Origin of the sequence: Pedococcus sp. 5OH_020 (genome assembly GCF_027812955.1) — a bacterium.
Taxonomy (GTDB): domain Bacteria; phylum Actinomycetota; class Actinomycetes; order Actinomycetales; family Dermatophilaceae; genus Pedococcus.
Genome location: NZ_JAPYZV010000007.1, coordinates 113,920 through 132,602, shown reverse-complemented (window position 1 = coordinate 132,602; position 18,683 = coordinate 113,920). Strand labels below are relative to the sequence as shown.

At 69.6% G+C, this 18,683-nt stretch carries 19 protein-coding genes; 12 read left to right on the top strand and 7 right to left on the bottom strand.

Annotated features, from left to right (window positions below):
• Positions 1-12 precede the first annotated feature (12 nt).
• On the top strand, positions 13-684 hold the full coding sequence (locus PHA84_RS14290; RefSeq protein ID WP_270888795.1) for an HAD-IA family hydrolase: 672 nt from the start codon (positions 13-15) through the stop codon (positions 682-684).
• Between the two features lie 142 nt (positions 685-826).
• Here the strand turns inward: PHA84_RS14290 and PHA84_RS14285 are convergent, their stop codons facing one another.
• From PHA84_RS14285 to PHA84_RS14275, 3 genes are all read right to left on the bottom strand, one after another.
• Positions 827-1,702 (bottom strand): aldo/keto reductase, encoded by an 876-nt coding sequence (locus PHA84_RS14285; protein WP_270888794.1) that lies wholly within the window; start codon positions 1,700-1,702, stop codon positions 827-829.
• Between the two features lie 141 nt (positions 1,703-1,843).
• Positions 1,844-2,461 (bottom strand): DedA family protein, encoded by a 618-nt coding sequence (locus PHA84_RS14280; protein ID WP_270888793.1) that lies wholly within the window; start codon positions 2,459-2,461, stop codon positions 1,844-1,846.
• Positions 2,458-3,129, bottom strand: a complete 672-nt coding sequence (locus tag PHA84_RS14275) for a phosphatase PAP2 family protein (protein WP_270888792.1) — start codon at positions 3,127-3,129, stop codon at positions 2,458-2,460. Before PHA84_RS14275 ends, PHA84_RS14280 begins: the two co-directional genes overlap by 4 nt.
• A 115-nt stretch (positions 3,130-3,244) precedes the next feature.
• Here PHA84_RS14275 and PHA84_RS14270 point away from each other — a divergent pair, with 115 nt between their 5' ends.
• The 5 genes from PHA84_RS14270 to PHA84_RS14250 all read left to right on the top strand — a co-directional run bounded on the left by PHA84_RS14270 (position 3,245) and on the right by PHA84_RS14250 (position 9,749).
• The gene (locus PHA84_RS14270; RefSeq protein WP_270888791.1) at positions 3,245-3,652 is read left to right on the top strand and encodes a BlaI/MecI/CopY family transcriptional regulator; all 408 of its coding nucleotides are present in this window, start codon (positions 3,245-3,247) and stop codon (positions 3,650-3,652) included.
• Complete coding sequence (locus PHA84_RS14265; protein ID WP_270888790.1) at positions 3,649-4,617, top strand: M56 family metallopeptidase; 969 nt, start codon at positions 3,649-3,651, stop codon at positions 4,615-4,617. The genes PHA84_RS14270 and PHA84_RS14265 overlap by 4 nt, the downstream gene beginning before the upstream one ends.
• A 160-nt stretch (positions 4,618-4,777) precedes the next feature.
• Positions 4,778-8,332 carry a galactose oxidase-like domain-containing protein gene (locus tag PHA84_RS14260; RefSeq protein ID WP_270888789.1) on the top strand — a complete coding sequence of 1,185 codons (3,555 nt, stop codon included), beginning with the start codon at positions 4,778-4,780 and terminating at the stop codon, positions 8,330-8,332.
• A 100-nt stretch (positions 8,333-8,432) separates the two neighbouring features.
• Positions 8,433-9,248: a phosphotransferase gene (locus PHA84_RS14255; RefSeq protein ID WP_270888788.1), complete on the top strand. Its 816-nt coding sequence runs from the start codon at positions 8,433-8,435 to the stop codon at positions 9,246-9,248.
• A 147-nt stretch (positions 9,249-9,395) separates the two neighbouring features.
• Complete coding sequence (locus PHA84_RS14250) at positions 9,396-9,749, top strand: VOC family protein (RefSeq protein WP_270888787.1); 354 nt, start codon at positions 9,396-9,398, stop codon at positions 9,747-9,749.
• 7 nt (positions 9,750-9,756) lie between these two features.
• On the opposite strand, the gene PHA84_RS14245 is transcribed toward PHA84_RS14250, so the two are convergent.
• The gene (locus tag PHA84_RS14245) at positions 9,757-10,458 is read right to left on the bottom strand and encodes a GDSL-type esterase/lipase family protein (protein WP_270888786.1); all 702 of its coding nucleotides are present in this window, start codon (positions 10,456-10,458) and stop codon (positions 9,757-9,759) included.
• A gap of 187 nt (positions 10,459-10,645) precedes the next feature.
• Between PHA84_RS14245 and PHA84_RS14240 the strand changes: the two genes are divergently transcribed.
• From PHA84_RS14240 to PHA84_RS14220, 5 genes are all read left to right on the top strand, one after another.
• Positions 10,646-12,133 (top strand): mannitol dehydrogenase family protein, encoded by a 1,488-nt coding sequence (locus PHA84_RS14240; RefSeq protein ID WP_270888785.1) that lies wholly within the window; start codon positions 10,646-10,648, stop codon positions 12,131-12,133.
• Entirely contained in the window at positions 12,117-12,881 is a 765-nt protein-coding gene (locus PHA84_RS14235) for an HAD family hydrolase (protein WP_270888784.1), read from the top strand. The genes PHA84_RS14240 and PHA84_RS14235 overlap by 17 nt, the downstream gene beginning before the upstream one ends.
• Positions 12,881-13,942 carry a CDP-glycerol glycerophosphotransferase family protein gene (locus PHA84_RS14230; protein ID WP_270888950.1) on the top strand — a complete coding sequence of 354 codons (1,062 nt, stop codon included), beginning with the start codon at positions 12,881-12,883 and terminating at the stop codon, positions 13,940-13,942. Before PHA84_RS14235 ends, PHA84_RS14230 begins: the two co-directional genes overlap by 1 nt.
• A 140-nt stretch (positions 13,943-14,082) precedes the next feature.
• A complete protein-coding gene (locus PHA84_RS14225) occupies positions 14,083-15,003 on the top strand; it encodes an RNA polymerase subunit sigma-70 (protein WP_270888783.1) in 921 nt (306 codons plus the stop codon).
• Between the two features lie 88 nt (positions 15,004-15,091).
• Positions 15,092-15,643 (top strand): dihydrofolate reductase family protein, encoded by a 552-nt coding sequence (locus tag PHA84_RS14220; RefSeq protein ID WP_270888782.1) that lies wholly within the window; start codon positions 15,092-15,094, stop codon positions 15,641-15,643.
• A 71-nt stretch (positions 15,644-15,714) separates the two neighbouring features.
• Here the strand turns inward: PHA84_RS14220 and PHA84_RS14215 are convergent, their stop codons facing one another.
• Complete coding sequence (locus tag PHA84_RS14215; protein WP_270888781.1) at positions 15,715-16,179, bottom strand: winged helix-turn-helix transcriptional regulator; 465 nt, start codon at positions 16,177-16,179, stop codon at positions 15,715-15,717.
• A 141-nt stretch (positions 16,180-16,320) separates the two neighbouring features.
• Between PHA84_RS14215 and PHA84_RS14210 the strand changes: the two genes are divergently transcribed.
• The gene (locus PHA84_RS14210) at positions 16,321-17,379 is read left to right on the top strand and encodes an SDR family NAD(P)-dependent oxidoreductase (RefSeq protein ID WP_270888780.1); all 1,059 of its coding nucleotides are present in this window, start codon (positions 16,321-16,323) and stop codon (positions 17,377-17,379) included.
• On the opposite strand, the gene PHA84_RS14205 is transcribed toward PHA84_RS14210, so the two are convergent.
• Both PHA84_RS14205 and PHA84_RS14200 read right to left on the bottom strand, forming a co-directional pair.
• Positions 17,364-17,492 (bottom strand): hypothetical protein, encoded by a 129-nt coding sequence (locus PHA84_RS14205; protein WP_270888779.1) that lies wholly within the window; start codon positions 17,490-17,492, stop codon positions 17,364-17,366. The two genes, PHA84_RS14210 and PHA84_RS14205, sit on opposite strands and share 16 nt — an antisense overlap.
• A 156-nt stretch (positions 17,493-17,648) precedes the next feature.
• Positions 17,649-18,572: a hypothetical protein gene (locus tag PHA84_RS14200; RefSeq protein WP_270888778.1), complete on the bottom strand. Its 924-nt coding sequence runs from the start codon at positions 18,570-18,572 to the stop codon at positions 17,649-17,651.
• Between the last annotated feature and the right edge of the window lie 111 nt (positions 18,573-18,683).

Genomic DNA, 18,683 nt, shown 5'->3' with positions numbered 1-18,683 from the left:
AAAGGTGATGGTATGCCCGAGCAGGGAAGCATCTCGACGGCTCAGGTCGATGCGCTGCTGTTCGACAGTGACGGTGTGCTCGTCGACTCCGATGCCAGCGTGTTGGCGGCCTGGTCCCAATGGGCGACAGAGCACCGCCTCGAACCCGACGACGTCACCGGCCGGGTGCATGGGCGGCGGGCGGCTGACACCGTCGCCGAGCTCATCGAGCCAGCACAGCGTTCCTCGGCCCTCGCACGGATCAACGAGCTGGAGCTGGCGGCCGCGGACACGGTTCGCGCGCTGCCGGGAGCTTCCGAGCTCCTCACCATGCTCGACGGCATCCCTTGGGCCGTGGTGACCTCGGCGACCCGCGCGCTGGCGACGGCTCGCCTGCGGGCTGCCGGGCTCCCGAGCCCGAAGGTGCTCATCACGGCCGACGACCTGCGCGAGGGCAAGCCGTCGCCGGAGGGCTACCAGTCCGCCGCCGACCGGCTCGGACAGGACACCGCGCGCTGCGTCGTTTTCGAGGACAGCCAGGCCGGAGTCCTCGCCGCGCATGCCGCCGGGGTCGGCATCGTCGTGGGGGTCAACCTCCGACACGGCACCAGTGGGACGTGGGTGACAGTGCCGGACCTCCGGACGGTGACCTGTCACCGCGTGGAGAGCGGGCCGGTCAAGCTCCGCGTGGGTGTCGCCGTGTGAGATGTATCGGAGTTCTTCGGCTAGGACGCAGGACCGCCGCAGTCAGGTGCCGGCTCGCCGCCTCCAGCGGAGTGGTCGTCGCACCCGCAGCCCCCGTCGTCGTCCCGCACGACGAGGCACGCCTGCCTCAGAGCAGCGAAGGTCAGAAGGGCATCGCGATGAAGGGCGAGGTGTAGTCCTCCACCTCGTCGAGGACCAGGGCGGCGTCCTGCGCGCTGAGCTCGGTGCCCTGGGCCTCGGCGAGGATCGCCTGGCGAAGCAGGCGCGTCTCCCCAGCGGTCGCGATGCCGGTGATCTGGGGAAACGACCGCAGTACCCAAGCAATGGCAGCCGTCACGTGCTTCTGCTCGTCGAAGGGCTGGTACCACGTGTCGTAGTGGTGCCGCTCGCCCTCCGGCCAGTTCTTCCGAGCCACCGCCTTGATCGCCATCAGCGCCGCCTTGCGCCTCGCGACCTCATCCAGCAGCTCATGGAAATGCCCGGCGAACCGGTCGTCGCTGGCGAGGCGGTAGTTCATCGGCGTCAGGACGCTGTCGAAGTCGAACCGCCGCAAGGCCTCGGTATGCACCAGCGGCGCCTCGTGAGTGTGCCCGGTGATGCCGACGTAGGACGCCAGCCCCTCCTCCTTGGCCCTTACGGCAGCCTCGAGCGCCCCTCCTGTCCCGGTGATCTGGTCGAGGGTCTCGAGGTCGCACACCGCGTGCAGCTGGATCAGGTCCACCCGGTCAGTCTGGAGCCGCTCGAGGGACGCGTTGATCTCTCTCCACGCCTCGTCCTTGTTCCGCCGACCGGTCTTCGTCGCGAGGAAGACGTCCGAGCGGATCCCTGACATCCAGGGACCGAGTCGAAGCTCGGCATCCCCATAGTCGGCTGCCACGTCGAAATGGTTGATGCCGGCGTCCAACGCCTCCTGGATCGACGCGTCCGCGCGGTCCTGGTCGACCTGCGCGAGGGACGCGGCCCCGTAGATCAGCACCGAACTCTGGTGACCGATACGGCCGAGCTGTCGGGTCTGCACGCGGCAACGCTAACGCAGGGCGGGGCGTCACGCCGGTCGTGCGCGGCTTCGAAAAATGCGGTCGCTCGACTGGCGAGAGGTCTGGCCGAACCTGGTGCTCGTCCCGGACTTCGGCAGCTCCAGGCGCCTGGAACAGTCGCCCTACTGGGCGGCCCTTCGGGACCTGCGATGCTCCCGGACTCGCCACACGAGCAGAGCGAGGAGCGCGACAGCCAGGACGACGAGGGCACCATCGCGTCCCACCACCCTCTCCACCCGGGCGTAGGAGGCGCCAGCGACGTACCCGACGACGACAACCACAGCACCCCACATGACTCCGCCGGTGGCGTTGAAGGCGAGGAACTTCAGATACCGCATACGTGCCGTACCTGCCAGCGCGGGCATGACCGCCCGGAAGAACGCGACCCACCGCCCGAGCAGGACGGCCACGCCGCCGCGGCGAGCCAAGAAGTCTCGGGCTTGGTCAAGGCGCTTGCGCCGCTTGTCCAGCACGTGCCAGGACAGCAGCCTGGGGCCGACGTACTTGCCGACCTCATAGCCGACGCTGTCCCCCACGACGGCGGCTGCCACGACGACAGCGATGACGGCGGGAAGGGGGACATGTCCCCGGTTGGCGGCCACCCCGCCCAGGATGGCGGCGGTCTCGCCCGGGAGGACGAACCCGATGAACAGCGCGTCCTCGGCGAACACCACCAGCCCGACAATGGTCAGGACCAGCCACGCCGGTGCACTCAGGATGTGGTCGACGATGCCGCTCATGACGCGGTGCGGTCACCCACGCGACGGCTCCCATCCGCGCGAGCGTGGTGCCGCCCCGTGGCGGTGGCACCGCCTTCCCGCTGGGCGAACAGAGACCGCAGCACTGGCAGCCCCCGCAGCCGTTCCGTCACCCAGGTCAGCGGGCGCTCGAGGAGTAGCCAGCCCAGGAGCGCGACCAGCGCACCGAACAGCAGACCGCCGAGGACGTCCCAGGGATAGTGCGCAGCGATGTACACGCGGGCGAACGCCATGAGCAGCGCCGCCACCGCGGCCAGCGCGCCGAGGCGACGGTGCGCCAGGAGCAAGCCGACGGCGACCGCACCCGCCATGACGGCGTGGTCGGAAGGGAAGGAGAAGTCGGAGCTGACGTCTGCCAACCTGAGAATGCCGGGGTGAGCGGCGTAGGGCCGCCGTTCGTTGAACAGGTGCCCGAACGGCTGGTTCAGGGCCAAGGCGGCGAGCAGCGCCATGGCCGCCCACCCGGTTGCGGCGAGGTCGCGCGACGAGCGGCTCCGGGCGCTGAACAGGGCGGCCAGCAGTATAACGGCGAACACGACGACGCCGTACTCGGCGTAAGCCAGCACCGGCCCATGCAGGCCGGGCGTGTGACGGGCGAGCGTGTTGACCGCCAGCAGCACGTTGTCGTCGAGGCGGCGGAGCTGGTTCACGGGGTCTCTCTCGAGCGAGGGTTCTGTGGAGTGTTGCGGGTGCGGCATCATGGTGGCTGCGACCGAGATGGTCGTACTACGATCACGATAGTAGATATCCGCGAAGGGTGGGTTCATGACCGTCACACCTGCCCGCGGTCGCGGCGAGCTGGAGCGCGAAGTGCTGGCCGCCGTGGCGGCAGCAGCAGGCCCGGTGTCCGCGAACGACGTGCTGTCGCAGCTCGGTGGTGGGCTTGCGTACACGACCGTGATGACGACCTTGGCTCGGCTGGAGTCGAAGGGCGTGCTGAGCCGTCGGCTTTCGGGACGTGCCTACGTGTACGCGCTCGCCGGGGACCCGTCTGAGCTGGAGTCCTCGTTGGCCGCGCACCGGATGCGCCGAGCGCTGGAGTCGCGCCCGGACCGCGCCAGTGTCCTGGCCAGGTTCGTGGCGGATCTGTCCCCCGAGGACGAGCAGGTCCTGCTGTCCCTGCTCGATCGCGGCCAGTCGTCCCGACGCGGCGGCTCAGGCGAGGGCGAATGAGCGTCGTGACGGTGGTGCCCGTGCTCGTCAGCGCCGTACTGGGGCTGGCGGCCAGCCGGCTCGTGCGCGTGTTGCCTCCTGCGACCGCCGTCCGGATGCTCACAGCGGCGTCGCTGACAGCGGCCCTCTCCACGGGGTTCGTCCTGGGGATCGTCGCGCTCGTGGCGGCAGCCCAGGCACCGTTCGTCGCGTCGCTGGGCCGATGGTCGGCACAACGATTTGCGGGCGGGGGGACCACCTCCGCCCTCGTCGGCCTCGCCTGCGGTCTTGCGATGCTGACGCTGCTTGCCGCTGGTGTGCGCCGCGCGTTGCGGTGCGCGGCTGACCTGGTGGCGGCCGAGGCCGCGTGTCGGCGACTGGGTCCCGGCACCCATGGTCTGGTAGTGGTCGAGGACAGCCACCCGGACGCCTACGCGCTCCCAGGCCTGGCCGGGCGCGTGGTGGTGTCGACCGCGATGCTGCGCGCACTCGCGGCCGACGAAAGACGCGTTCTGCTGGCGCACGAGCAGGCTCACCTGCGACACCACCACCACGTCTACATCCAGCTCGCCGAGCTTGCAGCGGCAGCCAACCCGATCCTTCGGCCCGTGGCCACTGCGGTACGCGTCGGCACCGAGCGTTGGGCCGACGAGGACGCTGCGGCTCAGACTGGCGACCGCCCCTTGGTGGCGCGGACCCTGGCTCGGGCGAGCCTCGCCAAGCACCAGTCACCACGAAGCCGGCCCGAGGCTCTCCGCGCGGCCCTGCCTTCCGTCGAGTCTGCAGTCGTGACGCGCACCCGCGCGCTGCTCGCCCCTGCTCCGCGGCCACGCCGCATACTCGCCGGCGCCACGGCGGCTCTGATGCTCTGTGCCCTGGGCGCAGCCGCTGTCAGCGCCCATGACACGGAGCACCGCTTCGAGGTCGCCCAGAAGATGTTCCACCACAGCCGCTCAGCCCCGGCCAGGGTCGCCGAGGGCTCCTAGGAAGCCGAAGCACCGAACCAGCAGGGAGGAGTCCCGGCCCACCGCCTCGGGTCCTCGTGCAAACGGTGGATTACCGGACCAACACGCGCCGAATAGCGTGAAGGACGCTCAACCGCAGCATCTGCGAGCGGCCCCTGAGCACCGAGGTCGGGAGCCTGCGATGTCCGGACAGCTGCGTCGGCGTGATGTCTTCCTCAAGATCGAGCCTCTCGGCGGATACAGCCCGCTGGCGCCGATTGCCGGCAGCCGCTGGTACGGCCGTGACGCCATGTATGGCATGGGGCACGAGATCGGGCGGGTGCAGCCCACCGAGATTGCGGCGACCACCGTGGACGCGCTGGTGTATCGGGAGTACTTCGACGACCACTACACCCTTCCCAACACCGCCAAGCTCGTCGACGCGGACGTGAACGAGCCGCCCTGGTACAGGCGTGTCCCCGGCGCGGTCCTCTACGCCTCACCCGGGGAGCGCCTTCACATCCATGTGTTGAACGGTGACCCGCACGACTGCCACAGCCTGCACGTCCATGGGGTGGAGTACGGCATCGACTCAGACGGGGCCTGGCCGTTCGGCCTCAGCACGAGGCACGGCGCCCGCAGCGACGAGATCCGCCCGGGGGAGAGCTGGACGTACACCTTCGACATCACACCGCAGACGATCGGGCCTTGGGCCTTCCACGACCACGCGCACCAAGTGCAGAGGAACGTGAACCGAGGCCTGTTCGGCGCCCTCATCGTGCGCGACCCGAGCTGGCCGTGCGCCTCTGAGGTCCCGATGTTCGCGCACGCCATGCAGGCACCGTCCACGGCGGACGCCTTCGAGAGCCCGGTCCTTCACAAGGCAAGCCCGCCGGAGACCTTTGAGCACACCTTCAGCACCGCAGGGGTGGTCGCCTACCACTGCAAGATCCATGGACCCACGATGTCGGGGACCGTCGTCGTCGACGTGGCCGCTCCGGCCGGGGACCGCGCCGTCGACATCCGTGACAACAGCTTCAGCCCACAGTCGGTCTCCGTGCGCCCCGGCAACAAGGTCGTCTGGACCCTGGCGCAGAACTTCGACCACATCGTCCTGGCGCCCGGAGGCGGCACTCTCACCTACTGCCTCAACGGCCGGGCCTTCGTCGGCAACACTCCGACCATCGAAGCGGACACGGGGTCGCTGCTGCGCTGGCACGTCCTGAACCTCGACCTGTCCGGCGTATGGCACAACTTCCACCCCCACTCCGCCCGCTGGCAGCTACCCACACCGCCCGGTGGCGCGGCCGACGTCCACGCGCTCAGCCCGGCCGAGGGCTTCACGGCGGAGACCGTCGTGCCGAACGCGTTGCGTCTCCCGTGTGACCTCGAGGACCTGCAGTGCGACCCGCCGCCGGACGCGTGCCGGGTCCGCGTCAAGGGTGACTTCCTGTTCCACTGCCACCTCGAGGAGCACATGATGGCCGGCCTGGCGGGGCTGGTGCGGGCGCGCGACTGGGTGTGGGTGGACCCGGCGACGGCTTGGCGCTCGGACCTCGGACTCCCCTTGGACGACGGCCGTAACGACGTGAGCTGGGTCGACCTGACTCGCTGTGGCGAGTGCGCTACCGGCGAGCACGACCATCCGCACACGCACACCAAGCCGCACAACCCTTGCTGCGGCGTGCAGGAACCGGGGGACCACCACGGCGAGGACCAGCACGAGGGCCACCACGCCGCCCACCACGAGATGGACGCCGAGCGCGAGGGCCATCACCACCACGACTGCGACCCGAAGCGCTGTGCTCATGACCACTACCACCGGCCGTCCTCCGGGCAGGGTCGCTGCTGCGGCCACGACCACGGCGTCACCAGGTGCTGCGGCCACGACGCCGAGGAGGAATGTGAGGTCTGCGAGCACCTCTCCGGACACCACGAGCACGAGGACGGCGCGACGCACGGCCACCACGGCGAACCCTCGAAAGCCGCGCGGTCAAGCCATCACCCGGTCACCCCTGCGGTCCCTGCGGACGCGGTCGACTCCGCGATGAGCATGCCCACCCACAGCCCTGGCCAGGGGGCTGCCTCGGCACAGAGGGGAACGCCGAGGATGCCGGCGATGCCGGCGATGCCGGCGATGCCTGGGATGGCCGCGACCGGCGGGACGACGCTGATGGGCGGGACGACCCTGATGGGCGGGATGGCGACGATGCCGGGGATGGCTGGGGCGCTGCCGGTCGACGTGTGCGAAGTCGCCGAGACCGGTTACTGGGAGCTGCTCCCTGTGGACTCCCACGTGCTCGCCGTTCATGCGGTGCTGATGCATACGGGACAGGTGTTGTTCTTCGCCGGCTCGGGGAACAACGTCCCGAACTTCAACGCGCACCTGGTCAAGAGCGTCGTGTGGGACTACCAGGAGGGCACCTTCTACGACCCCGGGTGCCCCTTCGACGTGTTCTGTGCCTCCCAGACGGTGCTGGCCGATGGCAAGGTCCTGGTCGCGGGTGGCACCGACAAGTACGACAACTTCGTCGGGTCCCGCGCCAGCTACCTGTTCGTTCCCGAGCTGCGCCAGTGGATCCGCGTGGACGACATGGACGCCCAGCGGTGGTACCCCACCCTGGTGACCCTCGGGGACGGTCGGGCCGTGGTCTCCTCCGGCATCGCGGCTGCGAACGAGGTCTTCGACCCCGCGATCGGCTGGAGCCCTCTGCCCAAGACCACCGACCTGCCTCTCTATCCGCATCTGCTCCTGTTGAAGGACGGCTCGCTCTTCTACACCGGGGGCCAGCTCGGCAACGCGACCCTGGACGGGCGTGTCATCGACCCGTTCACCGGCGCCGAACAGACGGTGGCCGGCCTACGGGACAAGGGCATCCGCGACCAGGGCAACAGCGTCCTCCTGCCTCCAGCACAGGACCAGCGCGTCCTGGTCGTCGGCGGTGGGGGGAGTCCGGCCGCCACCCGGCATACCGACCTGGTCGACCTGTCCTCGGGAGGGGCCGGCGCGGCCTTCACCTCCGGGCCAGACCTCGCCGAAGGCCGCGGCCTGTGCAACTCCGTCATCCTGCCCGACCGCACCGTGCTCATCACCGGTGGAGGCCTGCACGGCGAGACCCGTGCCGACGCGGTGCACCTGGCCGAGATCTACGACCCGGCCACGAACTCCATACGGTCGGTGGCGGAGGCGACGGTGTCCCGGCTGTACCACTCCACCGCCCTGCTCCTGCCTGACGGGCGCGTGATCACGGCGGGCTCCAACCCCGACCGCGGGGATGACGAGCTTCGCCTCGAGCTGTACCACCCGCCATACCTTTTCCGAGGTCCACGGCCGCTCCTCGAGGCCGCGCCGACCGAATGGCTCTACGGCAGCCTCGTGGAGGTCAGCACGCCCTCGGCGATGACCCTGCGCTGGGCGCAGCTCATGCGCCCGATGGCCACCACTCACTCCAACGACACCAGCCAGCGACTGGTCGACCTGCCGATCGTCTGCCGAGACGCCTGCACCATCACCGTGGAGGTCACCGACAACCCCCACCTCGCTCCACCGGGGTGGTACATGCTCAGCGTGGTGGACGACTGCAACATCCCCTCAGTCGCGTTGTGGGTGCACCTGACGCAGCTGCCGAAACCTGCGCGGCCGGTGAAGCAGGGCGACCTGCACGCACACATGGGCCACGAGCACCGTCCCGCGTTCGACATCCCTGGCATGCCGCCACTACGGAGACCGCGTAAGAAGGACTCCACCGCGCATTAGCCGCAAGCAGGTGAGCGGATGCCAGGCCGCCTCCATCCGACGCATGCGCCACACGAGCGGCGCTCAGGTGCCGTCCCCGGCTCTACGGCACAGTGGTCACGTGACCCCTTCCACGGTGCCGCCTTCCGCTGTGCCGACCTCCGTGCTGCTGGCCTTCGGCGTCGACGACGCACCGCGCCTCCTCGCAGGCGGCCAGGGCACCTCGTGGGTCGCCGGCGATCTCGTTCTCAAACCGGGGGGTGGCCCTCTTCACGAGTGGCTCGCGGCCGTGGCTCCCTCCATCACCCAGTCCGGGTTCCGCCTCGCCGTGCCGGTGGCCGCGGGCGCGAACGCCTGGAGCGTCGATGGGTGGACCGCAACCAGGTGGGTCGAGGGCCGCGCACCGGACCTGTCCGACGCTGCGGCCTGGGGGACGGTCATCGCGGCCGGGCGGGCCTTTCATCAGGCCATCGCCCACCTGCCGCGTCCCGAGCTGTTACGAGCCCGTACCGACTGGTGGGCGGTGGCCGACCAAGCCGCGTGGGGCGAGCGCGAGCTCAGGCTGTCACCAGAGATCGCGAGCATCGCGCGACGGCTGGAGACCCTGTTGCGGCCGTTGGGCGAGCCGCAGATCGTGCACGGAGACCTGACCCACAACGTCCTGGTCCACCCTGGGCTGCCCCCGGCCATCATCGATGTCTCTCCCTACTGGCGACCCGTCGCCTATGCGGAGGGCGTGGTCGTCGCGGATGCCCTCTGCTGGCACGCTGCGGACGCCTCGATGCTCGACCGACTCGGCGTGAGCATCGCTGCGGCAGCCCGCGCGCTGTTGTTCCGGCTGTTCACGACCAGTCAACGACTCGAGTCCCACCCCGACGCCGCAGGCGGGGAAGAGCTCCGCCGCTACGAGCACGCCACCTTGGCCCTGGGCGCATAGGTTCTCTTGCCGAGACGGCCGGACCACCCCCGAGGAGCAGCGGTGGAACCAGCGCGGCCACCCGGCTGACGCTACCGCGCCGCCAACGGCATGGTCTCGGCCCGCGGAAATGCCGCCTCTGACGCCCACGCCCGGCAGGATGGTGGCATGGAACATGTGCTCGGACTCGGCGGATACTTCCTGCGCGCTGCCGATCCGGTGGCACTGGGTGCCTGGTACCGCGAATGCCTCGGTCTCACCGCAGACGACCAGGGCGTATGGCGCCAGGAAGCCGGGGTGACGGTCTTTGCGACCTTCGACTCCGAGACGGACTACTTCGGCTCACGCGCCCAGCAGACCATGCTCAACTTCCGGGTCCGCGACCTGGATGCCATGCTGGCGCAGCTGCGTCTCAAGGGTGCGGACGTGGCCGAGGCGACTGAGGACCTGGAGGGCGTCGGTCGTTTCGGCTGGGTCACCGACCCCGAGGGCAACCGGATCGAGCTTTGGCAGCCAAGCTGACAGGTTCTCAAGCGCCAGGGTGGAGCGCCTCCCAGAACGCGGCGCGCACGGCGCTGGCTCCCCAGGCGTTCGGCTCGATCACGTTGCAGTACCACAGGTCCCGGCTCCGAGGTCGGGCGTCGGGACGCGCAGGGTCCCCCGCTGAGAGGCCGTGGCCCAGGAACCGGCGGTGTACGTGGGCAATGCGTGCGCCATGGGAACCGGCGAGGTGACACAGCTCCGCGTTGAGCTCGGCGATCACCTTCACCGCGTCCGGCCATGCCGGAAGGCCGAGGCGTGCGGCGTCTGCGGTGCCATCGCTCGGGTCGTAGACGGTTCCCACGACCACTACCGCGTCAGCGGCGATGGAGGCCAGCGCCACCAGAACCGTGGCAAGCCGGGCCGTCACGGTCCGCACCGCATCGAGGGCGGCTCGGGTGTCGCCGAAGCACGCCAGCACGTCGTTGCCACCTGCCGTGAGGGTAACGAGAGAAGGGGCACGCCGGAGGGACTCAAGGCGCGGGATCTGATCACGCAGCACGGTCCAGGACGTGGCGCCATCCGTGGCAAGCAGGTGCAGCGGCATCCCGGGCCAGGTGCTACGCAGGTCTCTGCCGGACCACTCCGGAAAGTCCCCATCACGGTTCGAAGCCAGCAGACTGGCCCCTCCCCGGCCCGGACCGCCGGCGTAGTCGTCGATGGAGATCGAGTCACCCAGCGCGGCATACACGTGCCAACCTAGCGCCGCGGCGCAGGAGGGGCAGCCGTGCGCCTGATCCTCCGCACGCCCTTGTCCGAGGTTGAACATCACGTTTGCCACGACTTGGGCCGGGGTACCTGCGGGACCAGTTGTCAAACCGTCGGCAGCCCCCACCCCCTGCCACACACCGTGGCACCGGATCCTGGAGGTGCCGCCCATGCCGGCTTCCCGCGAACCCTTGTGCCTGCTCACGCGCCGGACGCTGCCCATGGTGCGAGGGGGAGTCTCCGTACCGACGTACGACGCGCGCGATCTCACCGCCGGGGTGGTCCACTTCGGGCTGGGACGGTTCCACCGGTCACACCAGGCGTCCTACTTCGACCGCCTGGCCGAGGAGGGCGTCTCCTCGGCGTGGGGCTCCGTCGGCGCCAGCCTTCGGACGGCAGGGACGAAGCAGGCGCTGAGCAACCAGGACGGCCTTCACACGGTATTCGAACGCGGCGACACGGACGCGCGCCTGCGGGTGGTCGGCAGCCTGAAGCGGTGCCTCTTCGGCCCGCGGCAGGAGCGGCTGCTGCTGGAGGCGCTGACGCATCCGGGAACCAAGCTGGTGTCTCTCACGGTGACGGCCCCGACGTACCAGACGCAGTCCCCACGAGAGCTCGGCGACGGGGTCTTCGGCTACCTTGCGGCAGCGCTGCAACGACGGCACGCAGATGGCACGCCCCCGTTCACCGTGATGTCGTGCGACAACGTGCCCGAGAACGGCAACGCTGCGCGACGGCAGGTCCTCGCGGCGGCCGAGCTGGTCGATCGCGGGCTGGCGCGCTGGATCGACGCCCACGTCGCCTTTCCGAACAGCATGGTGGACCGGATCACTCCGCCCCTCGGTGCGGAGCTTCGCGACGAGGTGGCGGCACGGCTTGGCCTCCGAGACGAGTGCGCAGTCGTGACGGAGTCTTTCAGCCAGTGGGTCGTCGAAGACAGGTTCTGCAACACGCGGCCCCCGCTCGACGCAGTCGGCGTGCAGTTCGTCGCCGACGCGGCCCCCTACCGAGAGGTCAAGTCGCGGCTGCTCAACGCCAGCCACTGCGCCCTGGGTTACCTCGGTACGGCCGCCGGCCTCAGCACGACGGCAGAGGCCATGCGCGACCCCGCACTTGCCGGCTTCGTCCGCACGATGATGCGAGAGGAGGTCGCACCTCGAGTGTCGACCCCTGCAGGCCTCAACGTGTGTCACTACCAGGACCAGGTCGTCCGCCGGCTGGCGAGCACCGCGCTCGCCGACCCTCTGACGCGACTCTGCGCTCGGGGGTCGGTGCGGATCCCCGCATACGTCCTGCCGTCCGTCGAGGCCGCGGTGCGGGCGTCTGCACCGCGGCGCCGGCTCACCCTCGTGGTTGCTGCGTGGATTGCCACCCTGCGCAGGGAAGGCGCTGCCAGGGCCGGGCAGGACCCGGGTGCCGACATGCTGCAGGCCCTGGTCCGGCACCACCCGAACGATGTGCGACCGCTACTTCGCCACGGTGCTCTGTTCGGGGGCCTCGGCCAGAGCGAGGCCTGGGCAGCCGAGCTCCAAGCCACCCTCGTGCATCTCGAGACCTACGGGGTCCGGGCAGCCCTTGCCGCCGCTTCCCACCCGCACTGGACCGGCCTGCATGGCGGTTCACACACCCAAGGAGTATCCGATGCTGCAGTTTCGTGAGCTGAGCCTGGCAGGGGTGACCACCCTGCTCTGCGACGCGGACGGCAACCTCTTCCCCTCGGAGGACCCGGCTTTCGACGCCGCTGCCACCGTGATGAACAGGATGCTCGAATCGCTCGGCGTCGACGCCCACTACTGCGGACCGACCCTTCGCCGGACGGCCACCGGACGCAACTTCCGGAGCATCGTCGAAGAGCTCGCCCGCGAGCGCGGAGTGGCCATCGACGAACCCTTGCTGGACGCCTGGGTCGAGGAGGAGGTCGCGGTCGTCACCGAGCACCTCGGCGGCGTCCTTCGCCCTGACGCACACGTGATCGAGGCTCTGGACGTGTTGCAGCGGACGTTCCGGCTCGCCGTTGTGAGCTCGAGCGCACTGCGCCGGCTTGCCGTCTGCTTCACGGCGACCGGCCTGGACCGGCTGTTCCCGCACGAGCGACGCTTCAGTGCCCAGGACTCACTTCCCTTTCCGACCAGCAAACCTGACCCGGCGGTGTACGTGTTCGCCGGCACACGGTTGGGCATCGGCAGTGGAGAGGGCCTGGCGATCGAGGACGCCTCCTCGGGCGTCGCGTCCGCGCGGGCCGCCGGCTTCGAGGCCATCGGCAACGTGCTCTTCGTCGCCCCGGAGGAGAGGGACGAGCGGATCGAGGAGCTTCGCGCCGCCGGCGCCGGCGCGGTGGTGCAGGATTGGGCAGAGGTCGTGGACCTCCTTGCGGAGTGCCCGGTGGCCGGAGAGTCGGTGGCGTGATGAGGATCGTCTACAACAGCTTCCATGGCAGGTACTCCTGCAACACCCGTTCCCTGTACGAGCGGCTCGCCGGCCGTCCAGGTACCGAGCACGTATGGCTCGCGGACCCGGAGCACCAGGCAGCGTTCCCCAGTGATGTCCGCACGGTCGATATCAACGGCCCAGAGTCACGGCGGCTCCTCGAGAGCGCCGACCTGCTCATCTCCAACACGCATACGGAGGTGGAGTGGGAGAAGGCTGCTGGGACCACGTACCTCCAGACGTGGCACGGCACGCCGCTCAAGCGCATCCACAATGATGTGCTGTGGGCCCCGGAGGGTCGCCTGCGCCGGCTTGACGGCGACATCGCCAGGTGGGACCTGCTTCTCTCCCCGAACGCCGTAAGCAGCCCACGGCTCACGAAGGCTTTCGCGTACGACCGGCTCGTCGCGGAGACCGGGTACCCCCGCAACGACTCTCTGCTCGCTCCCGACGCCGACCGGGTGCGGCAGGAGGTCCGCGAGAGCCTCGGCATCGGGCCCGGCATGACAGTCGTGCTCTACACGCCGACGTGGCGTGACGACGAGTGTTTTGTCGATGCCAGCTCCGAGATCCGGCTCGCCCTGGACCCGGCCGAGTTCGTGGAGGCCATGGGGCCGGACCACGTCCTGCTGGTGCGGAGCCACAACATGGTGACGGGACGCAGCCGCCTGGACGCGGTACGTGGGGTGCTCGACGTCTCGTACTACCCCGACGTCAGCGAGCTGTACCTGGCCGCGGACGTCCTCGTGACGGACTACTCCTCCACCATGTTCGACTTCGCGGTGACGGGAAAACCCATGGTCTTCTTCACCTACGACCTGGACCGCTTCGCGAGCGCGGTACGAGGGTTCTACTTCGACTTCACCGCAGATGCACCGGGTCCGCTGGTCAGCACCCCGGAGGAGCTCACCGAGACGCTGCATGACCTGCCCGCGATCGAGGGCGACTATGCCGAGCGGTACGCCACTTTCCGGGACACCTACTGCCATCTCGAGGACGGCGCGGCCACCGAACGGGTGGTCAGGCTTCTCGGCCTCTGACCGAGGCGCTTGGGGACCAACCCCGATGAGTCGCGTCGGCGCGTTCCCGTACCACCTGCAGCCAGGGCGCGGCTTGGCTCGGTCAGCCTGCTCGTCCCGACGTGGGTGGGGACAGTGCCCGGTGCTGTCAGGATGAGGGCGTGAGAGCGGAGTTCGAGAGCGCCGTCGCGCCCTACCGGCGCGAGCTGCTGGTCCACTGCTACCGGATGCTGGGCTCGCCTCACGACGCGGAAGACCTCCTCCAGGAGACGCTGCTGCGGGCGTGGCGCGCAGCTGACTCCTACGACTCGAGCCGCGCGTCGCTTCGCACCTGGCTCTACCGCATCGCCACGAACGCCTGCCTCAATGCGCTGGAGAGCAGAGCTTCCCGGCCGCTGCCCTCCGGGATCGGAGAGCGCTTCGACGACCCGGACGCAGCATTCGCGCCCGGCTTCGAGGTTCCGTGGCTGGTCCCGCTGCCCACGGACCCAGCAGCCGCGGCGGTCGAGCGCAGCCAGCTCCGGCTCGCGCTGGTCGCCGCTCTCCAGCTCCTGCCCGCACGGCAGCGCGCAGCTCTGATCCTGTGCGAGGCGCTGGACCTCCCGGCCGCCGAAGCTGCTGAGGCCCTCGGGATGACGACCGCCGCCGTCAACAGCGCTCTGCAGCGGGCGCGCGCCAGGCTGGCCCAGGTCGGCGTGGACCCCGACGCCGAGGCCCCGCCACCGGAGGAGCAGCGGGCAGTCGTCGAGCGTTACGTCGCCGCGTTCGAGCGCGCTGACGTGGCGGCCCTGACCGCGCTCCTCGCCGACGACGTCGTCCTCGAGATGCCGCCGATGTGGAACTGGTATGCCGGGCCGGCGAACTATGCCGGCTTCATGGACCGGGTCTACCGCACGCGCGGCAGTGACTGGCGCACTGTCCCGCTCTGGGGCAACGGCGAGGCCGGCTTCGCCGCGTACGCGGGCGGCACGCTCCATACGGTCCAGCTGTTGACCGTCTCCGCTGGCCTGGTGGCGCGTACGAGTGTCTTCCAGCACCCTGACGTCTTCGACCTTTTCGATCTTCCGCCGCAGCTGCGATGAGTTCTCGGTCGGTGGCCGGTATGTCCCTGTGAGACCGGCAGCCTGCCGGGTCGCGAGGTCAGCCCTCGTCAAGGTCAAGGAGGCCCCCATGGGCAAGGTCATCGTCATCCAGTTCGTCACGCTCGACGGCGTGGTGGAGGACCCGGACGGGCGGGGCGGCACGCCGTTCGGCGGCTGGGCGTTCCGGTTCGGTCCCGAAGCCGTCGCGGGCGACAAGTTCCGGCTGGGGCCGGTCCTGCAGTCCGGCGTGCTGCTCTTCGGCCGACAGACCTGGGAGCACTTCTCACGGTTGTGGCCGGCCCGGACGGACCCGTTCTCCACCGCGATGAACGCCCTCCCGAAGGTCGTCGTCACGCGCGGCGCTCCGGATCTCTCGGCGTGGTCCAACTCCACGCTGCTGGAGGGCGAGCTCGCTGAGGGCGTCCTCAGGCTCAGGCAGGACAGGGACGTCGTGGTCATCGGAAGTACCAGCGTCGTGCGTCAGCTGGCGGCGGCCGGCGCCGTCGACGAGTACCGGCTGCTGACCTTCCCCACGATTCTGGGCGATGGCGCCCGGCTTCTCACCACGCCGGTAGACCTGGAGCTGGTCTCGGTCGACGTGTCCGGGGCGGCCACCTTGGCGACGTACGCGGCCAGCTGACCACGGACACCGCCCGCCGCGAGGCTGGCGGCATCGGTGGCCTGCACGGGTCGCGAGGAGATGCTTTCGGGTCAGGCGCTGAGGCGGGCCCCAGGTTGCGGTACCAGACGGGTCTCGCCCCTCTCGACGGTATGCCCCCGCTCGCAGACCAGCTGCGCGTGGACCTTGCCGCCACAGTCGGCGTGAACGGTGGCCATCGGTGGGCCTTCAGGTCCGCTCAGGTGCTGGTCGCCCCACTCCCTGAACGCGAGGAGCACCGATCGCAGGTCCTGGCCCGCGGCCGTCAGGCGGTACTCGTAGCGGGTGCGCGACCCCTGTTCCCGGTAGGGCACCTTCTCCACCACGTCATGGTCGACCAGCACGTTGAGGCGCCGCGTCAGAACATCGCGGGCCACGCCGAGGTGCGAGGCGAGGTCGTCGAAGCGCCTGACCCCGTTGGCCAGGTCTCGCAGGACCAGCACTGTCCAGCGGTCCCCCACGACCTCGAGGGTGCGAGCAATCGAGCAGGTGGCTGAGTCGTAGTCCTTCCATTCCACGCGACCAGCATACAGGGCTGGGTTGGAAAACTGAACTCACGCTGCTAATGTTGCCTGAGTACGCCATACCAACTCAGCCCTTGCTGGCCGGAAGCCGCTCGACACCCAACCGCTGGGCCCCACATCACCGAAAAGGTCGTTATGAACATCAACGGATCCACCGCCTTCGTGACCGGCGCCAACCGCGGCATCGGCCTGGCGCTCGTGCGTGAGCTGCGAGCCAGAGGCGCCACCACTGTCTATGCGGCGGTTCGCGTCCCTGACGCCGTGGCGTCCATGCCCGGTGTCGTCCCCGTCCAGCTCGACGTCACCGACCACGACCGAGCAACGGCGCTGGCCCAGGAGCTGACGGAGGTTGACCTGGTGGTCAACAACGCCGGCATCGGCCTTGCCTCCCCCGCGCTGGGTGAGGACGCCCTACGAGCGGCCCTTGCCGAGTTCCAGGTCAACACACTCGGCCCGCTCGCAGTGTCCCGCGCGTTCGCGCCGGTCCTGCGCGCGAACGGCGGTGGAGCCATCGTCAACATCCTGTCCGTGCTGTCCTTCCTTGCCGTGCCGGACCTGGCCACCTATGCAGCGTCCAAGGCGGCTGCGTGGTCGCTGACGAATGCTCTGCGCATCGAGCTGGCCAGCCAAGGAACGACCGTGGTCGGCGTGCACCCGGGATACGTCGACACCGACCTGGCCGCCGGCGTCGACGCCCCCAAGCTGGCCCCGGGTGTCGTCGCCGCGGCTGCTCTGGACGCGGTGGAGGCCGGCACGGTGGAGGTTCTGGTCGGGCAGGCCGTGTTCGGTATCGGCCTCGGGCTGGTCGTCGCATCCTCCACGGCAGCCGCAATGACCAGCGTGGCCGCCGCTCAGGCGCCGATGGCCTCTGGGCTGGTGAACACGTTCCGTCAGGTCGGCGCCGTGCTGGGGACGTCCGTCCTGGGCACCATCCTGGCCTCGCAGACCGCGGCCAGCCTCCCGGAGTCCCTCGCCCAGCACGGGGTCCATGGCCCCGGGCAGCGTGCCGTTCTCCTGGCAGCCGCCCACGGCTCACTCCAGCCGACGGCCCTCGCTACGCCGGTCCGCGCGGCCGTTGACGACGCGCTCACCTCCGGCTTGCACACCGGCCTGGCGGTGAACGCCGTGGTGTTCCTGGCAGGTGCCGTGTTCGCCTCTGCGGTGGTTCGTCACCGGCATCACGCTGAGGCCTGAACGCGGCGCAGGTCGGGGACTCTGCTCCACCAGGCGGTTGCCGCGAACGGGACCACGAAGACGATGCCGCCGAGCACCAGCTGGACCAGGTAGCTGATCCAGCCGTCCGCCATGGTCAAGCGGACCCAGCCCGCTGCGGCACACGAAGCGCACCAGCGATTGTCGACGCGCGGGATTTCGCATCACCCACTGCCGCATGAGCGCAGCTGGGCCAGTCATAGCAAGGAGCTTTGGACCTGCGAATACTCCCGCAGGACCAGGCTGGGCAGTCACCTGTCGACGACGACGACCTCGTACGTGCTTGCTGCCGGCGGGAAACCCGTGTCGAACTTGGCGTTCACGGTGGCCAGCCGGTCACCGAACCGAGCCACGGTCGTCGGCACCTCGAACCTGCGGCTGGTGACCACCTTGGTCACCGATCCTGAGGTGAGGTCACCGCTGAGCCGCACCTCAGAGATCTGGTTGCTGAAGTTCTGGACGGCGAAAAGGGTCCGACCCTCGAGGAGGATGCCGTCCACATTGGGCACGCTCACTCCGGAGATCGCGCGGCTGGCGCCGGTGCGCGGGTTGACGGCGTTCACGGCCCCCTGGTTCGAGTGCGCCACGACGAGGGTGCGGCCGTCGGCGGTGGCCTGAATGCCGTTGTTGTTGAAGCCGGCAGTGACCTCGCCCGCCGGCCCGGTCAGCGGCAGGACGCGAGCGGCGCCCGGGCGCCCGTTCACGACCGGCACGAAGTAGAGCTCCGGTTGGGAGGAGTTGGTGAACCATGCGCCGTCCGGAGTCACCGCGACGTCGTTGATGACCGACGGCGCCGTGGACAGCTGGTAGGTCGCGACGGTCGCACCGCTCCTGGTGTCGTAGACGTACGCCCGGCCGTCGAACCCGCCAGCGACGAAAAGCAGACTGTCCGGGACGTCGACCCGAAGGCCGAGCGCGTAGCGACCGGGCGCGTTGTCGATGAACTTCGCCGCTGTGCCTCGCTGGATGTCACCGCGGTAGATGTCGCCGCTGAAGAGGTCACCGGCATAGAAGGTGGATCCGGCTCCGCGGGCGATACCCTCCGCCGACGTGGCGCCCGGCAGGACGATCACCGAGTCCGTGTGCACCGCCTGGGCACCAGGTGCAGCAACCGTCGCAGCGGTCACCGCCGCTAGGACAGATGCCAGCAGCGTTCTTCTGGCGACTAGGTTCATGAGAGCCACCTCGCTTCCTGCGCCAGGATCCTGCGCCGCCTCCCTGCGGTCCACGGGCAGTCTGCCTAGAACGAATGACGGGCGCCGGCGCCGGTCGCGGCCTACCATCTG

Excerpts from the sequence above, each read along its gene's own strand:
- PHA84_RS14290 (WP_270888795.1), top strand. The coding sequence starts at position 13 with ATGCCCGAGCAGGGAAGCATCTCGACGGCTCAGGTCGATGCGCTGCTG.
- PHA84_RS14280 (WP_270888793.1), bottom strand. The coding sequence starts at position 2,461 with ATGAGCGGCATCGTCGACCACATCCTGAGTGCACCGGCGTGGCTGGTC.
- PHA84_RS14270 (WP_270888791.1), top strand. The coding sequence starts at position 3,245 with ATGACCGTCACACCTGCCCGCGGTCGCGGCGAGCTGGAGCGCGAAGTG.
- PHA84_RS14265 (WP_270888790.1), top strand. The coding sequence starts at position 3,649 with ATGAGCGTCGTGACGGTGGTGCCCGTGCTCGTCAGCGCCGTACTGGGG.
- PHA84_RS14260 (WP_270888789.1), top strand. The coding sequence starts at position 4,778 with ATGTCCGGACAGCTGCGTCGGCGTGATGTCTTCCTCAAGATCGAGCCT.
- PHA84_RS14250 (WP_270888787.1), top strand. The coding sequence starts at position 9,396 with ATGGAACATGTGCTCGGACTCGGCGGATACTTCCTGCGCGCTGCCGAT.
- PHA84_RS14240 (WP_270888785.1), top strand. The coding sequence starts at position 10,646 with ATGCCGGCTTCCCGCGAACCCTTGTGCCTGCTCACGCGCCGGACGCTG.
- PHA84_RS14235 (WP_270888784.1), top strand. The coding sequence starts at position 12,117 with ATGCTGCAGTTTCGTGAGCTGAGCCTGGCAGGGGTGACCACCCTGCTC.
- PHA84_RS14230 (WP_270888950.1), top strand. The coding sequence starts at position 12,881 with ATGAGGATCGTCTACAACAGCTTCCATGGCAGGTACTCCTGCAACACC.
- PHA84_RS14220 (WP_270888782.1), top strand. The coding sequence starts at position 15,092 with ATGGGCAAGGTCATCGTCATCCAGTTCGTCACGCTCGACGGCGTGGTG.
- PHA84_RS14210 (WP_270888780.1), top strand. The coding sequence starts at position 16,321 with ATGAACATCAACGGATCCACCGCCTTCGTGACCGGCGCCAACCGCGGC.
- PHA84_RS14205 (WP_270888779.1), bottom strand. The coding sequence starts at position 17,492 with ATGGCGGACGGCTGGATCAGCTACCTGGTCCAGCTGGTGCTCGGCGGC.
- PHA84_RS14200 (WP_270888778.1), bottom strand. The coding sequence starts at position 18,572 with ATGAACCTAGTCGCCAGAAGAACGCTGCTGGCATCTGTCCTAGCGGCG.